The sequence below is a fragment of the Blautia sp. 2227st1_G12_2227SCRN_220401 genome (genome assembly GCF_039062885.1).
Lineage (GTDB): Bacteria > Bacillota > Clostridia > Lachnospirales > Lachnospiraceae > Blautia_A > Blautia_A fusiformis.
Window position 1 is genome coordinate 14511 of record NZ_JBCLNI010000009.1, and the last position, 17997, is coordinate 32507.

13 protein-coding genes, 1 tRNA gene, 1 other RNA gene and 1 other annotated feature are annotated in these 17997 nt (G+C 44.6%); of the genes, 4 read left to right on the top strand and 11 right to left on the bottom strand.

The genetic code is table 11. From position 1 onward, the window contains the following. Positions 1–22: 22 nt before the first annotated feature. From ABCM67_RS06185 to ABCM67_RS06220, 8 genes are all read right to left on the bottom strand, one after another. A complete protein-coding gene (locus ABCM67_RS06185; RefSeq protein WP_129975315.1) occupies positions 23–610 on the bottom strand; it encodes a GNAT family N-acetyltransferase in 588 nt (195 codons plus the stop codon). 35 nt (positions 611–645) lie between these two features. Further along, positions 646–1704 carry an aldose epimerase family protein gene (locus ABCM67_RS06190; protein ID WP_147603977.1) on the bottom strand — a complete coding sequence of 353 codons (1059 nt, stop codon included), beginning with the start codon at positions 1702–1704 and terminating at the stop codon, positions 646–648. 59 nt (positions 1705–1763) lie between these two features. After that, positions 1764–1941: non-coding RNA, 6S RNA (gene ssrS, locus ABCM67_RS06195), on the bottom strand. A gap of 82 nt (positions 1942–2023) precedes the next feature. Then, entirely contained in the window at positions 2024–3514 is a 1491-nt protein-coding gene (thrC, locus tag ABCM67_RS06200) for a threonine synthase (RefSeq protein WP_147603975.1), read from the bottom strand. A 216-nt stretch (positions 3515–3730) separates the two neighbouring features. Beyond that, the gene (locus ABCM67_RS06205; protein WP_147603973.1) at positions 3731–4564 is read right to left on the bottom strand and encodes a cell wall hydrolase; all 834 of its coding nucleotides are present in this window, start codon (positions 4562–4564) and stop codon (positions 3731–3733) included. 487 nt (positions 4565–5051) lie between these two features. Next, positions 5052–6998 (bottom strand): DUF2142 domain-containing protein, encoded by a 1947-nt coding sequence (locus ABCM67_RS06210; RefSeq protein WP_147603971.1) that lies wholly within the window; start codon positions 6996–6998, stop codon positions 5052–5054. 123 nt (positions 6999–7121) lie between these two features. Then, the gene (locus ABCM67_RS06215; RefSeq protein WP_173740882.1) at positions 7122–8777 is read right to left on the bottom strand and encodes a 2-isopropylmalate synthase; all 1656 of its coding nucleotides are present in this window, start codon (positions 8775–8777) and stop codon (positions 7122–7124) included. Positions 8778–8874: 97 nt separating this feature from the next. After that, positions 8875–9148 (bottom strand) — a binding site (T-box leader). Positions 9149–9449: 301 nt separating this feature from the next. Then, positions 9450–10130: a VanZ family protein gene (locus ABCM67_RS06220; RefSeq protein ID WP_227589151.1), complete on the bottom strand. Its 681-nt coding sequence runs from the start codon at positions 10128–10130 to the stop codon at positions 9450–9452. 257 nt (positions 10131–10387) lie between these two features. Between ABCM67_RS06220 and ABCM67_RS06225 the strand changes: the two genes are divergently transcribed. The 4 genes from ABCM67_RS06225 to ABCM67_RS06240 all read left to right on the top strand — a co-directional run bounded on the left by ABCM67_RS06225 (position 10388) and on the right by ABCM67_RS06240 (position 14910). Further along, positions 10388–12658 (top strand): glycoside hydrolase family 3 C-terminal domain-containing protein, encoded by a 2271-nt coding sequence (locus ABCM67_RS06225; protein ID WP_147603969.1) that lies wholly within the window; start codon positions 10388–10390, stop codon positions 12656–12658. Positions 12659–13227: 569 nt separating this feature from the next. Next, positions 13228–13710 (top strand): hypothetical protein, encoded by a 483-nt coding sequence (locus ABCM67_RS06230; protein WP_114002949.1) that lies wholly within the window; start codon positions 13228–13230, stop codon positions 13708–13710. A 134-nt stretch (positions 13711–13844) separates the two neighbouring features. Continuing rightward, a tRNA-Pro gene (locus ABCM67_RS06235) sits at positions 13845–13918 on the top strand. A gap of 95 nt (positions 13919–14013) precedes the next feature. Continuing rightward, the gene (locus ABCM67_RS06240) at positions 14014–14910 is read left to right on the top strand and encodes a LysR family transcriptional regulator (protein ID WP_147603967.1); all 897 of its coding nucleotides are present in this window, start codon (positions 14014–14016) and stop codon (positions 14908–14910) included. 163 nt (positions 14911–15073) lie between these two features. Here ABCM67_RS06240 and ilvC read toward each other — a convergent pair whose 3' ends face one another. The 3 genes from ilvC to ABCM67_RS06255 form a co-directional block, all read right to left on the bottom strand. Beyond that, positions 15074–16093 (bottom strand): ketol-acid reductoisomerase, encoded by a 1020-nt coding sequence (gene ilvC, locus ABCM67_RS06245; RefSeq protein ID WP_059086364.1) that lies wholly within the window; start codon positions 16091–16093, stop codon positions 15074–15076. Between the two features lie 96 nt (positions 16094–16189). Next, positions 16190–16687: an acetolactate synthase small subunit gene (gene ilvN, locus ABCM67_RS06250; protein ID WP_021652933.1), complete on the bottom strand. Its 498-nt coding sequence runs from the start codon at positions 16685–16687 to the stop codon at positions 16190–16192. A 164-nt stretch (positions 16688–16851) separates the two neighbouring features. Continuing rightward, positions 16852–17892 (bottom strand): tyrosine-protein phosphatase, encoded by a 1041-nt coding sequence (locus ABCM67_RS06255; protein WP_021652934.1) that lies wholly within the window; start codon positions 17890–17892, stop codon positions 16852–16854. Positions 17893–17997 lie beyond the last annotated feature (105 nt).

A 17997-nucleotide genomic window follows, 5' to 3' on the forward strand; every position in this document is an offset into this window, starting at 1 on the left:
GACCTCCCTCAGGTTTCTTTTTTCACCAGGAAAAACGTTCAAATCCGATCTTATCCTGGATTTCCGGAAAAAGCTTTACTTCCGGCTGCAGGCTCTTATGTTCACCTATCATCTTTTCCATCCATACCATATTATACCAACGGTTAAACTTATAGCCGCATCTGTGGAACTCTCCCACACGCTTATAGCCGAAATGCTTATGAAAATCCACACTGGCACTGGTCAGGTATTCATCTTCTTTTGGTGCAACTGCAATGCAGGCGTTCAGGTTCAGAATTCCCATCTCTGCAAGAAGACTCTCCAGGGCTCGATAGAGTCTGCCTCCTGCACCGCTGCCCCGCCGGTCATGCCTCACATAAATGGACATTTCCGCACACCAGCCATAAGCAGCCCTCGGATGAAACGCAGAACCATAGGCATATCCCAGGATCTCTCCGTTCTCTTCTGCCACAATATACGGATATTTCGCCTTTATATCATGGATCCGATGCGTAAACTCTTCTATGGAAGGTGTTTCGTATTCAAATGTGATCGCAGTTTTTTCTACGTAGTAGGAATAAATTTCCAAAAGTGTTGCTGCATCCTTCTCTTCTGCCACACGTATCTGCATTGCCTTCTCGCACCTCTTTTATTTCTGTTTGTCTGTTATTTCACAAAGAAACGGTAAACCGTTTCAGAGCTGTACTCTTCACCGGGAAGCAGGATCGGAGAATGGAAATCCTCTACATTGACTGCATTTGGCTCCACCTGTGTCTCCAGGCAGAATCCATAACGTTCATGATAAACATGACCGTTCTTTCCCTTCTCATCCTTAACAAAATTGCCTGCATAGAACTGCACACATGGGCAGTCGGAGGAAACCTCCATACCGATACCGGATTCCTTACAGTATGCAGTAGCGATCGAACGGACATTGCCCTTTGCATAATTATCGGTTACATAGTTATGGTCATAACCGCCTGTGAACTTCAGCTGTTCAAAATCCGCCTCAATGTCTCTGCCGATCGGTTTGGAAACATTGAAATCCATCGGCGTTCCCGCCACCGGTGCATATTCACCGGTAGGAATGGACTGGCTGTCTTTTACCGGAGTAAAATACTTCGCATGAATACATAGTTCCTGATCAAGCACATCTCCGCTGCCTTCTCCGTTCAGATTAAAATAAGAATGGTTGGTCATATTGGCAACGGTAGCTGCATCAGAGCGTCCTCTGTAAAAAATCTTCAGTTCGTTTTCCTCTGTGAATTCATATTTCACAACAATGGAAAATTCTCCCGGAAATCCGTTCTCTCCATCCGGACTGATGCGGAAGAAATCCACGCTGTTCTTCTCCTGGGAAATTTCTTTTACTTCCCACAGCTTTTTCTCAAAACCATCCGGACCGCTGTGAAGATTGTTATGATTCTCATTCTCTGCAAGAACCACTTCTTTATCATCAATAAAAAATCTGGAATTCTCGATACGGTTTCCACTTCTTCCAATGCTCGCACCGAAAAAGCATCCATTAATCTCATATCCCCGGATATCGTCATATCCAAGGACCACATCCTTCAGATCTCCGTTCTTATCCGGAACACATATCTTCACCAGGATCGCACCATACTGAAGCACTTCCGCATAGGCACCTTTTTTATTCTCAAGATGATAGATTTTTACTTCTTCTCCTGTAGGAAGTGCCCCAAATTTCCTTTCAGAAACACTCATGTTTTAATTCCTCCCATATATGAAAAAAGAGCCACTAACCGGCTCTATGTCTTTAACCGATTAATCCCGGGATGCCGTTCCCTTATTTTTGACGCCTAGCAGATGCTAGGTGGGTATCCTCAACAGTGTCTTCTGCCTACCACGACGTGAGGTCTGACATCCAACCTGCGATTTTGGATTCCCAAAATGTCAATGTAGGTTCAAAAAGAAAAGGGGGATCGAACATTCCAGGATTCGGTTTTCGTTGTTTTTATTATAAACCAGTATTTGTGCTTTTTCAACATAAAATACATTTTCTTACTGATTTTATTATCAATTATTATTTGATCTTAAGGATATCCTTTACTGCTGCCGGCATATCCACTGCATCTACCACCCTGTCATGAAGAACCGGGGCAGTACGGATTTCTTCAACTGCACGTGGAACAGGTACTCCGGAAAGCGCACTTAATGCGTCTACAAGGCCAAAATCATCCAGATCTTTATGATCCTCACCAAGTGCTTCCATAACACTTCTTGTGAATTTATACGGACTTGCAGTAGAGGCGATCACTGTCGGAAGATGATCCGCTGTCTCACTTACATACTTCTTATATACGCCGGCTGCAACTGCAGTATGCGTATCGATTACATAATTGCTGTTTTTGTAGATATCACTGATGGCCTGTGCAGTCTCATCTTCACTACAGAAATTACCATAAAAATCAATAAGCTGTGCTTTCATATCGTCAGTAATGGTATATTCGCCGCCCTCACTTAAGGATTTCATAAGCTCTGCACATTTTTCAGCATTTTCTCCGGTAAGACGATAGATCAGTCTTTCCAGATTGCTGGAGATCAGGATATCCATGGAAGGAGATGTCGTAAGGATGAAATCTCTCTTTCTGTCATAGGTTCCTGTGCGGAAGAAATCATAAAGAACACGGTTCTCATTCGATGCACAGATCAGCTTGTGGATCGGAAGTCCCATCTGTTTCGCATAGTATGCAGCAAGGATATTTCCGAAGTTTCCGGTAGGAACTACCACATTGATCTCCTGTCCGTCTTTGATTCTGCCGTCGCGTACCAGTGATGCGTAGGCATATACATAATATACGATCTGAGGAACAAGACGACCGATGTTGATAGAGTTTGCAGAAGAAAACTGGAAGCCTGCCTGATCCAGCTCTGCTGCCAGCTCATGATCATTGAACATCTTCTTAACTGCAGTCTGGGCATCATCAAAGTTACCGGTAATACCTACCACATAAGTGTTGGCACCCTTCTGAGTTACCATCTGTTTCTCCTGGATCGGGCTGACACCATGCTTCGGATAAAATACAATGATCTTCGTTCCCGGCACATCTGCAAAGCCTGCCATGGCAGCTTTACCGGTATCTCCTGATGTTGCGGTAAGGATCACGATCTCATTCTTAACATTATTCTTCTTCGCTGCAGTTGTCATCAGATGCGGAAGAATGGAAAGTGCCATATCCTTAAATGCAATGGTCGCGCCATGGAACAGTTCCAGGAAATATGCCCCATCCGCTTCATGAAGCGGCGCGATCTTTTCTGTATCAAATTTGCTGTCGTATGCTTTGTTGATACAGTTCTTAAGCTCATCCTCGGTAAAATCTGTAAGGAAACGGCTCATTACCTCATATGCTGTCTCCTGGTAGGTCATCTGTGCCAGCTTGTCCATTGGTACATCCAGCTGTGGAATGCTTTCAGGCACGAACAGTCCGCCGTCCTCAGAAAGGCCCTTAAGTATGGCCATAGACGCTGTAACTGCCTGCTCTTTTCCTCTGGTGCTCTTGTACAATACCTGCATTGGTGTTCCGCCTTTCTATTGTAAGATATTCGTTTTCTTTTCAACGTTATCACATTATAGCATGGAATTATGGAAAATGCCACCACTTTTAAAAAAGAATCTGTCTTGCCAAATCCCACCCTGTGATCAGACAGATATTCACAGCTTTCGGATAAAAAGAAACCGCCGGTCTGTTTCTGCCGGCGGTTGGTTCCTTCTGTACTGCATCAGTTCTTCCTATTTATATGTATAAAATTCATGGACCCCGTATTTAAAGAGCCTCTTCAGGTCCTTTTCAAACCATTTCACATTATGTTCCTCTGCTGCAGATTTCTGGATAAAGAACAGTGCACCTTCAGAATAATCCGTACCCTTCAGCGCCTGCTTGACCGCTTCCCTTGTTTCATCGGAAACTGCAACTTCATTGATCCTGCCATCATAGGTCGGTGAAAACTGCGGAACGCCGTCACTGTTATCCCAGACAACCTCTGTCACCGTATTCGGAAAATCTTCGCTTTTTACACGGTTCATGATGACGTTAGCCACCAGAACACGGCCCTTGATATCTTCACTTCCTGCTTCTGCCTCCACGATCCTCAGAAGTGTATCATAGTCTTCATCTGACATCAGTGTGGGATTTTCTGCCAGTGTGATCGACCTTGCATCAAGTTCATTTACTTTGTTTTCCATAGAGGAGCTTACATTAAGATCTGCAGCAGTATTGGTTACTTTCTGTACTCTCTGGCCTACGATCACCTGCTCACAGGAGCTTCCGATCCTTGTAACCGTGCTTCCGGATAATGGTGTATCCGTAACTCCTGAAACCACACCTGCGATCCCGGTAGGAACAGCAACCTCTTCATAGGGAGAGCCCTCTCCTCCATCCGAAGCTGCATAAACCCTGCCTCCTTCACTTTCTGCAAATGTCCTTGTCCCCAGAGAAATAACCATCGCCAAAACTGCACATAATGTCAGCACTGCAAAACTGCGCGCGGAATTTCCTCTGGTTTTTCCATTTCTACGTTCATCCTGCACTCCGTCAGCCTCGCGTAAATCTTTCTCAACTTTCATAATCTCATTCCTTGCGTTTCATTTTCTGTAACAGCCCATAATCCTCCGATGCGACATCACAGCCCCCATTATCATCGCTTCCCGGATAAATACGGATCATTACGATTTCCTTTACATGTTTGTAACATTTTTGTAATGTATGGGAAAATTATATTTAATAATATTGAATATGTCAAGCTTTTTCCCGTATTTAACGCTTCAACGGCGGTATTTGTGTTTTATCCACACCTTATCCACATGTATTCCACATAAAATCCACATAAAATCGCAGAGTTATCCACACTCATGCCGTATTTCATTTCAGAAAAAAAAGGCAGATAGCGTCTCCATCTCCGTCCAATGTTGTACACCCACTTTCCGGAAATCGTACTTCTATCTGCCTGTTTATCCTTTTTCAGAACAGTTTTTTCTTCTGTTATTTACAGATTTGATTATAATATTTTGTTTTCAACCAGTCAAGGATTTTTGCTCGACCAGATCCGACACCTTATGCAAAACGGCACAGGGCCTGCACGAAAAGTGTCGCATAAACACACAGATCGATACTCCAGGCTCCCAGAAACAGTCCCCATGGTGTTTCCCCGGCTCCTTCGGCAAACCGTTTGGGCTTCAGCGCAAGGATCAGCGGAAAAAGAAGCGGCAGAAAATACCGTCCCTGCACGCCCAGGATCTTATCGTAGCCATAGGCTGTCCACTGTCCATATAACGTTACAAAGATCAGCGCAAATACCAGGAGACTGACTCCTCCCAGAATGCCCTTTGCCGGAAGATCCAGACGGATTCCCGACATATCATCATTCCCGGAAACCTGAAGGACCAGGATCAAAAGATATCCCATTGCCAGCAGGGCACAGACAGGAATGTTCAGCCATCCAAGATTACTTCCTATCATTTCTGTAAGATAGGTCACACCAAAATTATCCAGGCTCCGCACAAAAGTCAGGACAAAGGCAGCCGGATCCTTCAGGATCCCCACAAGCTGTGCAGCTGTATCCACACCCGGCTGTGACTCACAGAGATATCGGGACGCAATGACCAGCCAGCCCAAACTTAAGATCAGGATCACAGCTCCTGCACAGACCACATGAAACCAGTAATTTTTTCTGCTTTTAAACCGTTCTTTCGGGATCAAGAACAGGAGCAGGCAAAACGGCATGTAAACCACTTTGCAAAGACACAGGAATCCGGTCAGCACGTACATCCATATCAGCTGTCTTCTACTCATCACTTCTTTTTGTTTATATCGCATAGCCAGTACAAAGGCAGCCAGAGCAACCGTCAGAGCCAGGGCCAGGGCATCTGCTGACATGGAATTTGCTGACTGGATATTCACAGGTACCAGCCCCAGAAGTACGAGGAAATTTTTCCCAACAGGCGTCAGACGAATGGCAAAGAAAAAGAGCAGTCCAAACATAAGCATATTGGCGATCCTTCCCGCATAGGCAAGAACCATCGGCCGGTCCGTAAACAGATCTGCAATGCGGATCCCTACTGCCTGGGGAAGATACGAAGTAGGTGCATACAAAGCTGTATTTCCAAATCCGTAAAACTGTGTTTTTTCCCGGTCGATACGCTGATCTGCATTCTCTCCGATATCCCATAATGATACATGATCCTTGGCGGAAAATTCCGGAACCAGACCACTGTTAAACGTCCTTCCATATGAGAATAAGTCGTTTCCTCCGTTGCCTTCCGACGTCAGATATCCTCTGGAAACCTCATAGCTTCTCAGATAATGGCTGTACTCATCCGGCGAATTAAAGGCCGGAACCGCCGCCAGCGTACAGATACTCATAAAAATATAAACAACGGCAAACACCACTTCTGCCCGGAGCTGTCTGCGTTTCAAAAATGCAAAGATCACCAGCATCACAGCTGCCGCCGCTCCAATCACCAGAAACACCAGTGATTTTGGAAATGGCCTGGAAATGATCCGATAGGCAAGTGTCTGTGTATCATCCTTCAGGCTCACCAGCCCTGCAGCCACTCCGGTATCCCCTTTTGCGCCATCTAAAACGATCCGGAATTTCTGCCCCTTACATTCCGTAAGCTTCTGGTCAAGCCGGAAATACGTGGTATCCCCCGACGATATGGTCAGTCTGCTGGCCTGCCAGCTCTGGATCTCCCTTTCATTCTGATACAGCGTTATCTGAAACGTTCCAGCAACCGATGCACTCTCTGTAGAAAGAAAAAGCTCCACACCGGACAGACGGTTCGTTTTGCAGGTAAACTCCTCTTCAAAGCTTCCTCCCGCACCGATCATAGACCAAGTATCCGGTCTTGCCTGCTGCTTTACATTTCCGAGGATCTCCGAATCACTAAGCAGATATGCGGAAAAGATCAGGATCATTCCCCATATCAGCAGATATTTCAGAGCGTTTTTCAGCTCTGCAGACAGGCTGTATGAGATCCTGTTTTTTTTCTTATTTTTCATAATACCCCTCTTACTCACTGTTATTTTCACATTCCGCACTATTATAACATCTGCACGGCAAAAAAAGAAGCTGCGTTTTATGGCAGCTTCTCATTTTTTGTAAACCTATCCGGAACCGGATGCTTATCGATTGTTGATCGCAGTTACCAGTGCATCAATAGAGGCACGGATAATATCCTGATCAACACCCGCTCCCCAGGCAAGCGTTCCATCCGGTTTACGGATTCCCACATAAGCGATAGCCTTGGAGGAAGAACTCTGCTCCAGAGCATGCTCCTGATAAGTCTCCAGTGTGTATTTCAGTTCGTAAGCTTTCTTCAGTGCATTGCTTACCGCATCCAGACGACCATTTCCGGAAGCCTCTGTAACGATGGTTTTTCCACGGAATGTAGAAGTAACCCGTGTTACGATGCCGTCTTCCTTCTGCTGGAAATGAACCTCATTGATGCTGTATGGTTCAACCACATTTTCGAAGGTAGATTTGAACAGACTGAAGATCTCGTCCGGATGAAGCTCTTTGTGCTTGTGATCGGACACTGCTTTGGCTGCATAGCCCATAGCCTCGCGCATTTTCGGAGGAAGGTTCAGGCCAAACTTTGTCTCCAGTATATAGCCTACACCGCCCTTTCCGGACTGGCTGTTGATACGGATAACATCTGCATCGTAGTTTCTTCCCACATCTGTCGGATCGATCGGCAGATACGGAACAGTCCAGTGCTCCAGATCTCCGTTCTCTCTCCAGTGCATACCCTTTGCGATGGCATCCTGATGAGATCCGGAAAATGCAGCAAATACAAGAGCTCCACTGTACGGACTTCTTTCATAGATCTGCATTCCGGTACATTTCTCATAAACCTCACAAATATGCGGCATATCAGAAAAATCAATCTTCGGGTCCACACCCTGGGAATACATATTCATACCAAGCGTTACAATATCCACATTACCGGTACGCTCACCATTTCCGAACAAAGTTCCCTCAATTCGGTCAGCACCTGCAAGAAGACCCATCTCGGAGTCTGCAACGCCACATCCACGGTCATTGTGCGGATGAAGAGAAACGATCACGTTTTCACGGTATTTCAGATTATCACACATGTATTCCACCTGACTTGCATACACATGCGGCATAGAATGCTCAACCGTAACAGGCAGATTGATGATCGCTTTGTTATCTGCAGTAGGCTGCCATACATCCAGAACCGCATTGCACACCTCCAGTGCATACTCCGGCTCTGTTCCCGTAAAGCTCTCCGGGCTGTACTCAAACTGAAAATTGCCTTCTGTCTCATCAGCCAGTTTTTTCAAAAGTGCAGCGCCATCTACTGCGATCTTCAGGATCTCCTCTTTTGATTTTTTGAATACCTGCTCTCTCTGAGATACGGATGTGGAATTGTATACATGAACGATCGCTTTTGGGGCGCCTTTAACAGCTTCAAAAGTCTTACGGATGATATGCTCTCTTGCCTGAGTCAGCACCTGGATCGTTACATCCTTCGGGATCAGATCCTGTTCGATCAGCGTACGGAGAAACTCATACTCTGTCTCAGAAGCAGCCGGAAATCCAACCTCGATCTCTTTAAAACCAATCTTTACAAGAAGCTTGAAAAATTCCACTTTCTGCTCCAGGCTCATCGGGATCACAAGTGCCTGATTTCCGTCACGAAGGTCTACAGAGCACCAGATCGGGGCCTTATCCACATATTCTTTCTCCGCCCATTTCATACATTTCACCGGCGGCATGTAATACTGACGTTTGTACTTGGATGGTGTCATCATTTTGTTTTCCTCCACTTTCTGTTTCCATTAAAATTTCTCTTTGGTTTCTGTTTTTGATATAAAGACATAAAAAAAATCTTCCGACTCTGCAGATTCTGCAAGAGACGAAAGACAACTGCTGTCCTACGCGGTACCACTCTTATTTCATGAATAAAAATTCACACACTTGACAGATACGGAATGTATATACATCCTTATATCCTCTCCGGATAACGGCGGACACCGTCTGCGTCTACTCTCTTATATAATATATAAAGATTTCAGGCAGATGCTCCGAGGCGAGTTCCACAAATCCCTTCCGCTGCTTCTCACCGGCCAGCAGCTCTCTGTGCTCCGTTCTCTTGTGTACTATTCCTCATCTATGCATTTTCTTTTTGAAACTGGTATTAGGTTAACACGTTATGGAAGATTTGTCAATGAAATTTTAACGATGCACCGTGCAAAAAGTTACTGTTCACTCCGTTCTCAGCAACACGCTTCGCGATGCACAGAATTTATGCTAATCGCATAAATTCGCGCGGTATGTCTCGGGTTTTCTGTGACCTTCGCTCACAAAAAACACCTCGCGGAATATTACCAGTGAACAGTAACTACAAAAATTTCAAAGTATCACTCTCGAACAGCAATCCGGGCTGATCCGTTTCTCTGTCTTCCTGCTATCTGCGGCAGACATTATTCGGCTCCCCGCCTGACTGAAAGCTGATGACCAATCCAGTACACAGCCCCGCCAATACCTCCTCCAAGAGTATTATATGTCAGATCAGAAACCTGGAACGTCCCAAGCCTCAGGAAAAGCTGCAGAAGTTCAATGGACAGTGAGAATACAAAGGTAATCTTAAGTCCGGTCCACACAATATTCAAGAATGTTGTTTTTTTCAATATTTTCTTTCCTGCGGTCCAGAACAGCAGGATCGTGAACGGAATGAACAGCATCAGATTCTCAATACACTCAGTTGTGAGATATCTGGTACCATCCTCTCCATATTTCCAGATCCACCAGTTCGCCATCACATCCGAAAGGGGATTCATCCACATATCCCGGTTCAGCAGCGTGCGAAACAAGATCATGGTTGTATAAAAGGTCAGAAAAAACAGCTTCCGAAAAAAAGCATTTCCTCTGAAATACTGCCACCACACGGAAAAAGCTCCCCTGATTCCCCTTCCACCTGTCTCATTATGGTAGGCAAAGAGATAAAAAAACAGTACCATCACAGACAGGATCACAGAAAACCAAAATGGCTGGTACAAAGCTGTCAGTACACTTGTAATAATACTTGATATGATGTCTTTCATTATAAGTCCTTTCACATAAGCCAGACAGTCGACCATTCTTCTGTCCGGCAGCTCTGTCATTATTCCTACCTATATTACTACACTCTTCCCACAAATGCCAGAAAAAGATATCTCTCACCGCTCTGTCAATCGACCTGCATATCGTTTTTATATTCCTGAAAATGTGAGGGTCATGCGGATATTCGCAATTGAAGCAGGGGACTTACTTGATTCGGCTAAACTGCAATATTTTTTTATTTTTAACAAATTTTTGTTATATTTTACCAGCAAAACATGCTATAGTTCATAGTAAGAAAAACATTTCGGAGGTATTTTTAATGAAACGTGATCTGAAAAAAATCGTAAGCCAGATGACACTGGAAGAAAAAGCCGGCATGTGCTCAGGTCTTGATTTCTGGCATCTGAAACATGTGGAACGCTTGGGAATCCCGGAAGTAATGGTCAGCGACGGCCCTCACGGACTTCGTAAGCAGGATGACAAGGGCGATCATCTTGGAATGAATGACAGCATCAAAGCCGTCTGCTTCCCGCCGGCCGCTTTAAGCGCCTGCTCCTTTGACCGCAAGCTGATGGAAGAAATGGGCAAAACCATCGGAAAAGAAGCTCAGGCCAACGATGTATCCATAGTTCTCGGACCGGCCGTAAACATCAAACGTTCTCCTCTCTGTGGAAGAAACTTCGAATATTATTCCGAGGATCCTTATCTTGCAGGTGAGATCGCAGCCGCTTTTATAAACGGAGTACAGTCCCAGCATGTAGGAACCTCTATCAAGCACTTTGCAGTAAACAACCAGGAATATCACCGCATGAGCAATTCTTCCGAGGCTGATGAACGCACTTTACGTGAGATCTATTTCCCTGCATTCGAAACCGCAGTAAAAAAAGCTCAGCCATACACCTTCATGTGCTCCTACAACCAGATCAACGGCACTTTCGCATCTGAGAATAAATGGCTTCTCACAGATGTTCTCCGCGGCGACTGGGGCTTCAAGGGCTATGTAATGTCCGACTGGGGTGCAGTCAATGACCGCGTCAAAGGTCTTGAGGCAGGTCTTGAGCTGGAAATGCCTTCCTCCAATGGGGTCAACGATGCCCTCATCGTACAGGCCGTAAAAGACGGTTCCCTCAAGGAAGACATTCTTGACCAGGCTGTTGAACGCATTCTACGCATAATTTTTGAATATGCAGACAACCGGGCACCGCAGGAATTCACCATGGAAAAAGACCATGAAGAAGCACGCCACATTGCCGAAGAATCTATGGTTCTTCTGAAAAACGATGAGCAGATCCTCCCTCTGAAAGCATCCGAGAAAATTGCTTTCATCGGTGGTTTTGCAAAGAAGCCTCGTTTCCAGGGCGGCGGAAGCTCTCATATCAACTGCTTCAAGATCACAAACGCACTGGATTCCGTTCCTTCCGATGCACAGGTTACTTATGCAGAAGGTTTTCCTGCAGACAAAAATCTCTACGATGACGCACTTGCAGCTGAAGCGATCAAAACTGCTGCCGCCGCTGACAAGGTTGTGATCTTCGCCGGACTTCCGGACAGCTTTGAATCTGAAGGATACGACCGTTCCCACATGAGGCTTCCTGAATGCCAGAATCGTCTCATTGCTGAGATCCTTAAAGTACAGCCGAATACCGTGATTGTCCTCCACAACGGTTCCCCCGTGGAGATGCCATGGCTCAATGATATAAAAGGCCTTCTGGAAGCATACCTCGGTGGTCAGGCAGGCGGTACCGCTGTCGCAAACATCCTTTACGGAAAAGTAAATCCAAGCGGCAAGCTTGCCGAGACAATACCGCTCAAGCTCTCCGACAATCCATCTTACCTGAACTTCGGCGGCGGTGAAAAGGTTGAATACCGTGAAGGCGTATTCGTAGGCTATCGCTACTACGATACAAAAGAGATGGGTGTAGCATATCCGTTTGGCTATGGACTCTCCTACACTACCTTTGCCTGCAGCGACCTGAAGATCTCCAATGAAAATCCTACAGACAAAGACACCATCACCGTTTTGGTTGATGTAACAAACACAGGAAATATGGCAGGAAAAGAAGTCGTACAGCTCTATGTCAAAGACTGTACCAGTTCCGCAATCCGCCCGGAAAAAGAGCTCAAGGGCTTCGAAAAGGTTTTCCTGAATCCAGGCGAAACCAAAACAGTAACCATGGAGCTGGACAAGAGAAGCTTCGCATGGTACAATACAGAGCTTCACGACTGGTTCGCAGCCAGCGGCGAATATAAGCTCCTTGTCGGTACCTCTTCCAGAGATATCCATCTTGAAGGCAGGATCCATCTGAACAGCAGCCAGGAGCTTCCGATGCATGTTCATATGAACACCACCCTGGGCGAACTGTTCCGCAACCCGAAAACAAGCGAAACAGCAAAAGAACTGACAGCAAAATATATCTCAGCCATGAACGTTGGTGAAGAGTCCTCTTCTGAAGCCGTTTCCGAAGCTATCACTGAAGAAATGACAGAAGCCATGACCGACTCCATGCCATTACGTGCGCTGGTAAGCTTCGGCGGATATTCCAGAGAAGAACTTACAGAAATTATTGAAAAATTAAATAAACTGGTATAATTTCACAGGACATCCTCCGCCGAACGAATTATACTTACATAAAAAGCTGCATAAAACGGCACAAAAAGCGACATAATTGGACCGCTATGGCAGTTTCAGATCGCTTGACAAGCATTAAAGCGGATGTTATCATTACATATGGTTCAAAATCTTGGATCAAACAACAGAATAATCCGAAAAAATTACTGTCGCTTAATCTAACATTAAGCGGCAGTTTTCACATTCTCTTCATTTTCCTTTCACACAATGCACACATTTTTTTACTATATTATTAACTGTAGATAGCAAATGCTAAACAATCTTTTTCTTTTTCATACTTTTTTGCCGGGAGTCCGCACAACTCCCGGCCTCCTTTTTTTATTCTTCAGGTAGTTCGCCTGCATTTTCTATTATTATTAAAGATATAAAAATATGTCTTGTTTTTTCTTATTATATATATTATACTAGTCAAGAACTTATTGTTCCTGTCCATTTTGTTCTTTGATAATTTCATAGACTTCATACTCGAAACATGATACAATATCCGCACAGAGAAATATGCGGTACAATTTTTATAGGAGGATGCGCATATGCTAGATCAGAAAGATTTGGAATTATTAGCCGGTATGATAAACCCGATCAATGTCCAGCTGGGCAATATAAATAACCGATTAGATGGTATCGACGCCAGACTGGATGCAGTGGATACTCGTCTCGACGGTATTGACGCTCGTCTCGATGCTATGGATGTTCGTCTCGACGGTATCGACGCTCGTCTCGATGCTATGGATGTTCGTTTTGACGGTATCGACGCTCGTCTTGATGCTATGGATGTTCGTTTTGATGAAATAGATGCCCGCTTCAACCGGGTAGAAAACAGACTTGAAATGATCGATCTGAAATGTGATACCAACAGAAAACGCCTGGACGACCTTTCACTGGATGTTAAGCTTGCAGAACGGAATATCCGAAAAGATATCAAAAATTTACAGGACACAACAGAAACTCTTGTCGTTGTACTTCAGGGAAGAGGTATTTTACCTGACCCAGGTAACACAATACAGACAGCCTGATCATATTATGTAAAGAGTGTGAAGCCTATGAAAGTATCAAGGGATCACACTCTTTATTATCATCCATACAACCATCTTTCTCCTCAAAAAATGGTTGCATTTACAATTCGTTTATGTTATAGTTATATGCGTTGCGGGGTATGGCGTAGCTTGGTAGCGCGCACGGCTGGGGGCCGTGAGGTCGCAGGTTCAAATCCTGTTGCCCCGATATTTCTAACAAATTCAAGGATTTCCGAGGTCTGATGACTTCGGATTTTTTTATTACCTTTATTACCTTACTATTTTTCGAAAGGAAGGTTTTGCATGCAGGATAATCTGTCTCTTTATCATATTTTTTATACGGTAGCACGTACCGGCAGTATCTCCCACAGTTCCCGGGACCTTTATATCAGCCAGCCTGCTATCAGCAAAGCGATCCAGAAGCTGGAGCAGAATCTGGATACCGTTCTTTTTAAACGCAGTTCCCGGGGTGTCACTCTGACTCCGGACGGTGAGCTTCTTTTTGAAAAAGTAAAAGAAGCTCTTTCACTTCTGGATGAAGGAGAAAATTCCATTCGCCATAACCGTTCCCGGGACATTCCAAAGCTGCGTCTGGGCGCCAGTTCTACTCTTACCAGATATGTACTGCTCTCCCACCTGGAAAACTATATTGCACGTTTTCCTCATGTACGTATCACAATTTCCTGCCAGTCTACTTATCAGACGCTGCAGCTTCTGGATGAGGAAAAAATCGATCTGGGACTCATCGGACGGCCGCAGAAGCTTCGGGGATATTATTTTCAGCCTCTTTTGAAAATCCAGGATACCTTTGTCTGTACACAGCAGTATCTGGAAAATCAGAAAAAGCTCTATCCGGATGAACCTCTGATCCAGGCAGCAACTTTCATGATGCTGGACGAGGACAATATTACACGTCAGACCGTGAACACTCAGCTGAAAGAACATCATGTGGAATTAAGCCATATTCTGGAAGTAACAACTATGGATCTTCTGATCCAGTTTGCGGAAATTGGTCTTGGGATTGCATGTGTGATCCGTGATTTTGTAAAAAAAGAGCTGGAAAAAGGAACGCTGGTGGAAGTACCGGTAGGATTTTCTTTTCCGCTGCGTGAGATCGGGTTTGTATGCAGACAGAAAGATGCTGATTCGGCTTTGATCGCGCCATTTTTTGATGATGAAACAGAGCATCCGGATAAATAAAGGAATGTAAAAAAATTCCCATCTGATCATTGCGACCAGATGGGAATTTTAAATTTCAAAAAAGTTTCCTACCACTGTATTACGTGTGTGACTTTTTTGACTCAAACTTCGCTGCGCTTCGTTCGAGTAGCGCAAAATTTATTGCACCTGCAATAAATTTTGCTTAGTTATTAATAAGCTTATCCTCGCCGTTCCAGCTGTAGAGTTTACGGATCTCCTCGCCGACTTTCTCAGACTGATGCTCAGAAGCTAATTTTCTCATAGCCTTGAAGTGTACCTGTGCACCTGCATCGGACATGTCGAGTAAGAACTCTTTTGCAAATGTACCATCCTGGATATCGGAAAGAACTTTCTTCATTGCTTTCTTTGTATCCTCTGTGATGATCTTCGGTCCTGTGATGTAATCGCCATACTCAGCTGTATTGGAGATAGAATATCTCATTCCGGCGAATCCTGACTGATAGATCAGGTCAACGATCAGTTTCATCTCATGGATACACTCGAAGTATGCGTTTCTTGGGTCATAACCAGCTTCAACAAGTGTCTCGAAACCAGCCTGCATAAGTGCGCAAACACCACCGCAAAGTACAGCCTGCTCACCGAAGAGGTCTGTCTCTGTCTCTGTACGGAATGTTGTCTCAAGAACACCAGCTCTTGCTCCGCCGATTCCAAGTGCATATGCAAGTGCGATATCCTGAGCTTTACCTGTAGCATCCTGCTCTACAGCGATCAGACAAGGAACACCTTTACCAGCCTGATACTCGCTTCTTACTGTGTGTCCAGGTCCTTTCGGCGCGATCATTGTAACATCAACATATGCTGGTGGTTTGATGCATCCGAAATGAATGTTGAAGCCATGAGCGAACATAAGCATGTTGCCTTCCTCAAGGTTCGGCTCGATATCCTTCTTGTAAAGTGCAGCCTGTTTCTCATCGTTGATCAGGATCATGATGATATCTGCTTTCTTAGCTGCTTCAGCAGATGTATATACCTCGAAGCCCTGCTCCTCAGCTTTTTTCCAAGATTTGCTTCCTTTGTAAAGACCGATGATTACATTACATCCGGACTCTTTAAGGTTCAGTGCATGTGCATGTCCCTGGCTTCCGTATCCAATAATCGCAATTGTCTTACCATCTAATAATCCAAGATTACAGTCTTCCTGGTAAAAAATCTTATTTGCCATTTTACTTTCCTCCTCTGATGTTTACAACATCTTCTTCATAAAAATTATTTATCGTTAAGAGAGTAGCTGCTCTCCTAGCAAACATATGTAAAAAATTTACAGGTAACGGACATCGTCACTGCCTCGTGACAGACCTGTGATTCCCGTTCTTGCAAGCTCAAGGATCTCATAGTCAGCCATCAGCTCCACAAACGCCTGCAGCTTGTTCTGGCTTCCGGTCATCTCCATAATAAGAGAATCCTTACTTACATCCACCACCTTGGCACGGAAGATATCTGCAACAGAAAGAGCTCCCTGTCTCTGTTCCGGCTTCACAGCAACCTTGACGAGCATCAGCTCACGGGCAACGCTGTCGTCCTGTTCAAGGACCTTAACATCCCGTACATCTTCCTGCTTCGCCAGCTGCTTAGTGATCTGCTGGAGCATCTGATCATCTCCCTCACATACAACTGTCATACGGGAATATCTCTGATCTGCAGTCACTCCTGCGGTAATGCTGTCAATATTATATCCACGGCGGCTGAAAAGACCAGCCACACGGCTAAGGACTCCGGAGGTATTATCCACAAGGATGGATAGTATTCTCTTTTCCATAATACACCTGCTTTCAACACTTTTATGTATAGAAAACCGACTTCGTCAGTTAACGCTTTAATCTAATAAACCCTTGCTTTCTTACCATTATAACAACTTCGAAAATTTTGTCAATCAAAATTTCCTGCAAAATTCCTTCAGGATGATAAGAAATGTTTTTATCCTCAGATCAGATATTTTTTCTTAAGCTCCTCGGATGCCTTTGGTGTCAGATAAAGTTTTTTCCGAAGGAATCTTTCAATTCCTCCGTTTTCTTTTTCGATGACATCAAAAACTGTATTGATATAGGACTCCTTCACCTGATAGAAGGCTTTCAGATCTGCAAGCTTCCGGCTGTTTTCCGGCCGGTCTGCCCGGTAAAGCCTGCGCATATATTTCAGTTCATCTTCCAGACATGGATTTGACCGCATATAATCCCTTCGTATCGTTTCCTTAGGTACACCCAAAGCAAAGAGCAAAAGTGCTGTTCCGACTCCTGTCCGGTCTTCTCCTGTGGCACTGTGAAAAACAACAGCTCCATTCTTTACATGAAGCAGGACATCTAGAAAACGTGCATACTGCTTCAGAGAATACTCATCCGTAACGAAATTCCGGTACCAGTCCTGCATATACCGGTCTACATCACCATAGCAGGACATCACATGTTCAAAAAAGCTGTTTCCACTGCTGTCCTCATCCCGGATTGGAATGTGATAATACTCCACTCCTGCCATGATATCATCCGGTTTTTTCTTTACTTCTGCAGCTGACCTGAAATCAATCACTGTTTTTACATTATATTCTTCTGAAAGGATCCGGTTGTCTGCAGCAGAAGCATGATAGATTTCTCCGCTGCGCAAAAGCTTTCTGGGAAGAATATGCGAACCGTCTACTGTCATCAATGCACCCAGATCTCTTGTATTCGGAAGATTCTGAAGCGGAAGCCTGCTTCCTTTTGGAAAACCAACCGCAAGATCCGGATTCAGTACTTTAAGAAGCTGAAGGCAATCCTGTACCTCCTGCTCTGTCATATCAAATTTATAACGCTTCTGACGTCTGGTTATGATCACCAGATAATTAATGATCAGCTGCTTTTCACCGGTTTTATCTGTTCCCTCACGGCGCATGTACGCCCAGAGAATATCTTTACACGGAAGACTGTTGAGCATCATATGTCTGGTAAACACAAAAAAGCCATCTTCGATCCGTATTTTTCCGTATCTCATTTTCTTTCCTTTCTCCTTCTCAACCCCTGTGCTGCTTTCTTCGCAACACTTTTTATCATACCAGAAATCTCAAGTCCCGTATACCTCGTTTGACAATTTTCGTAG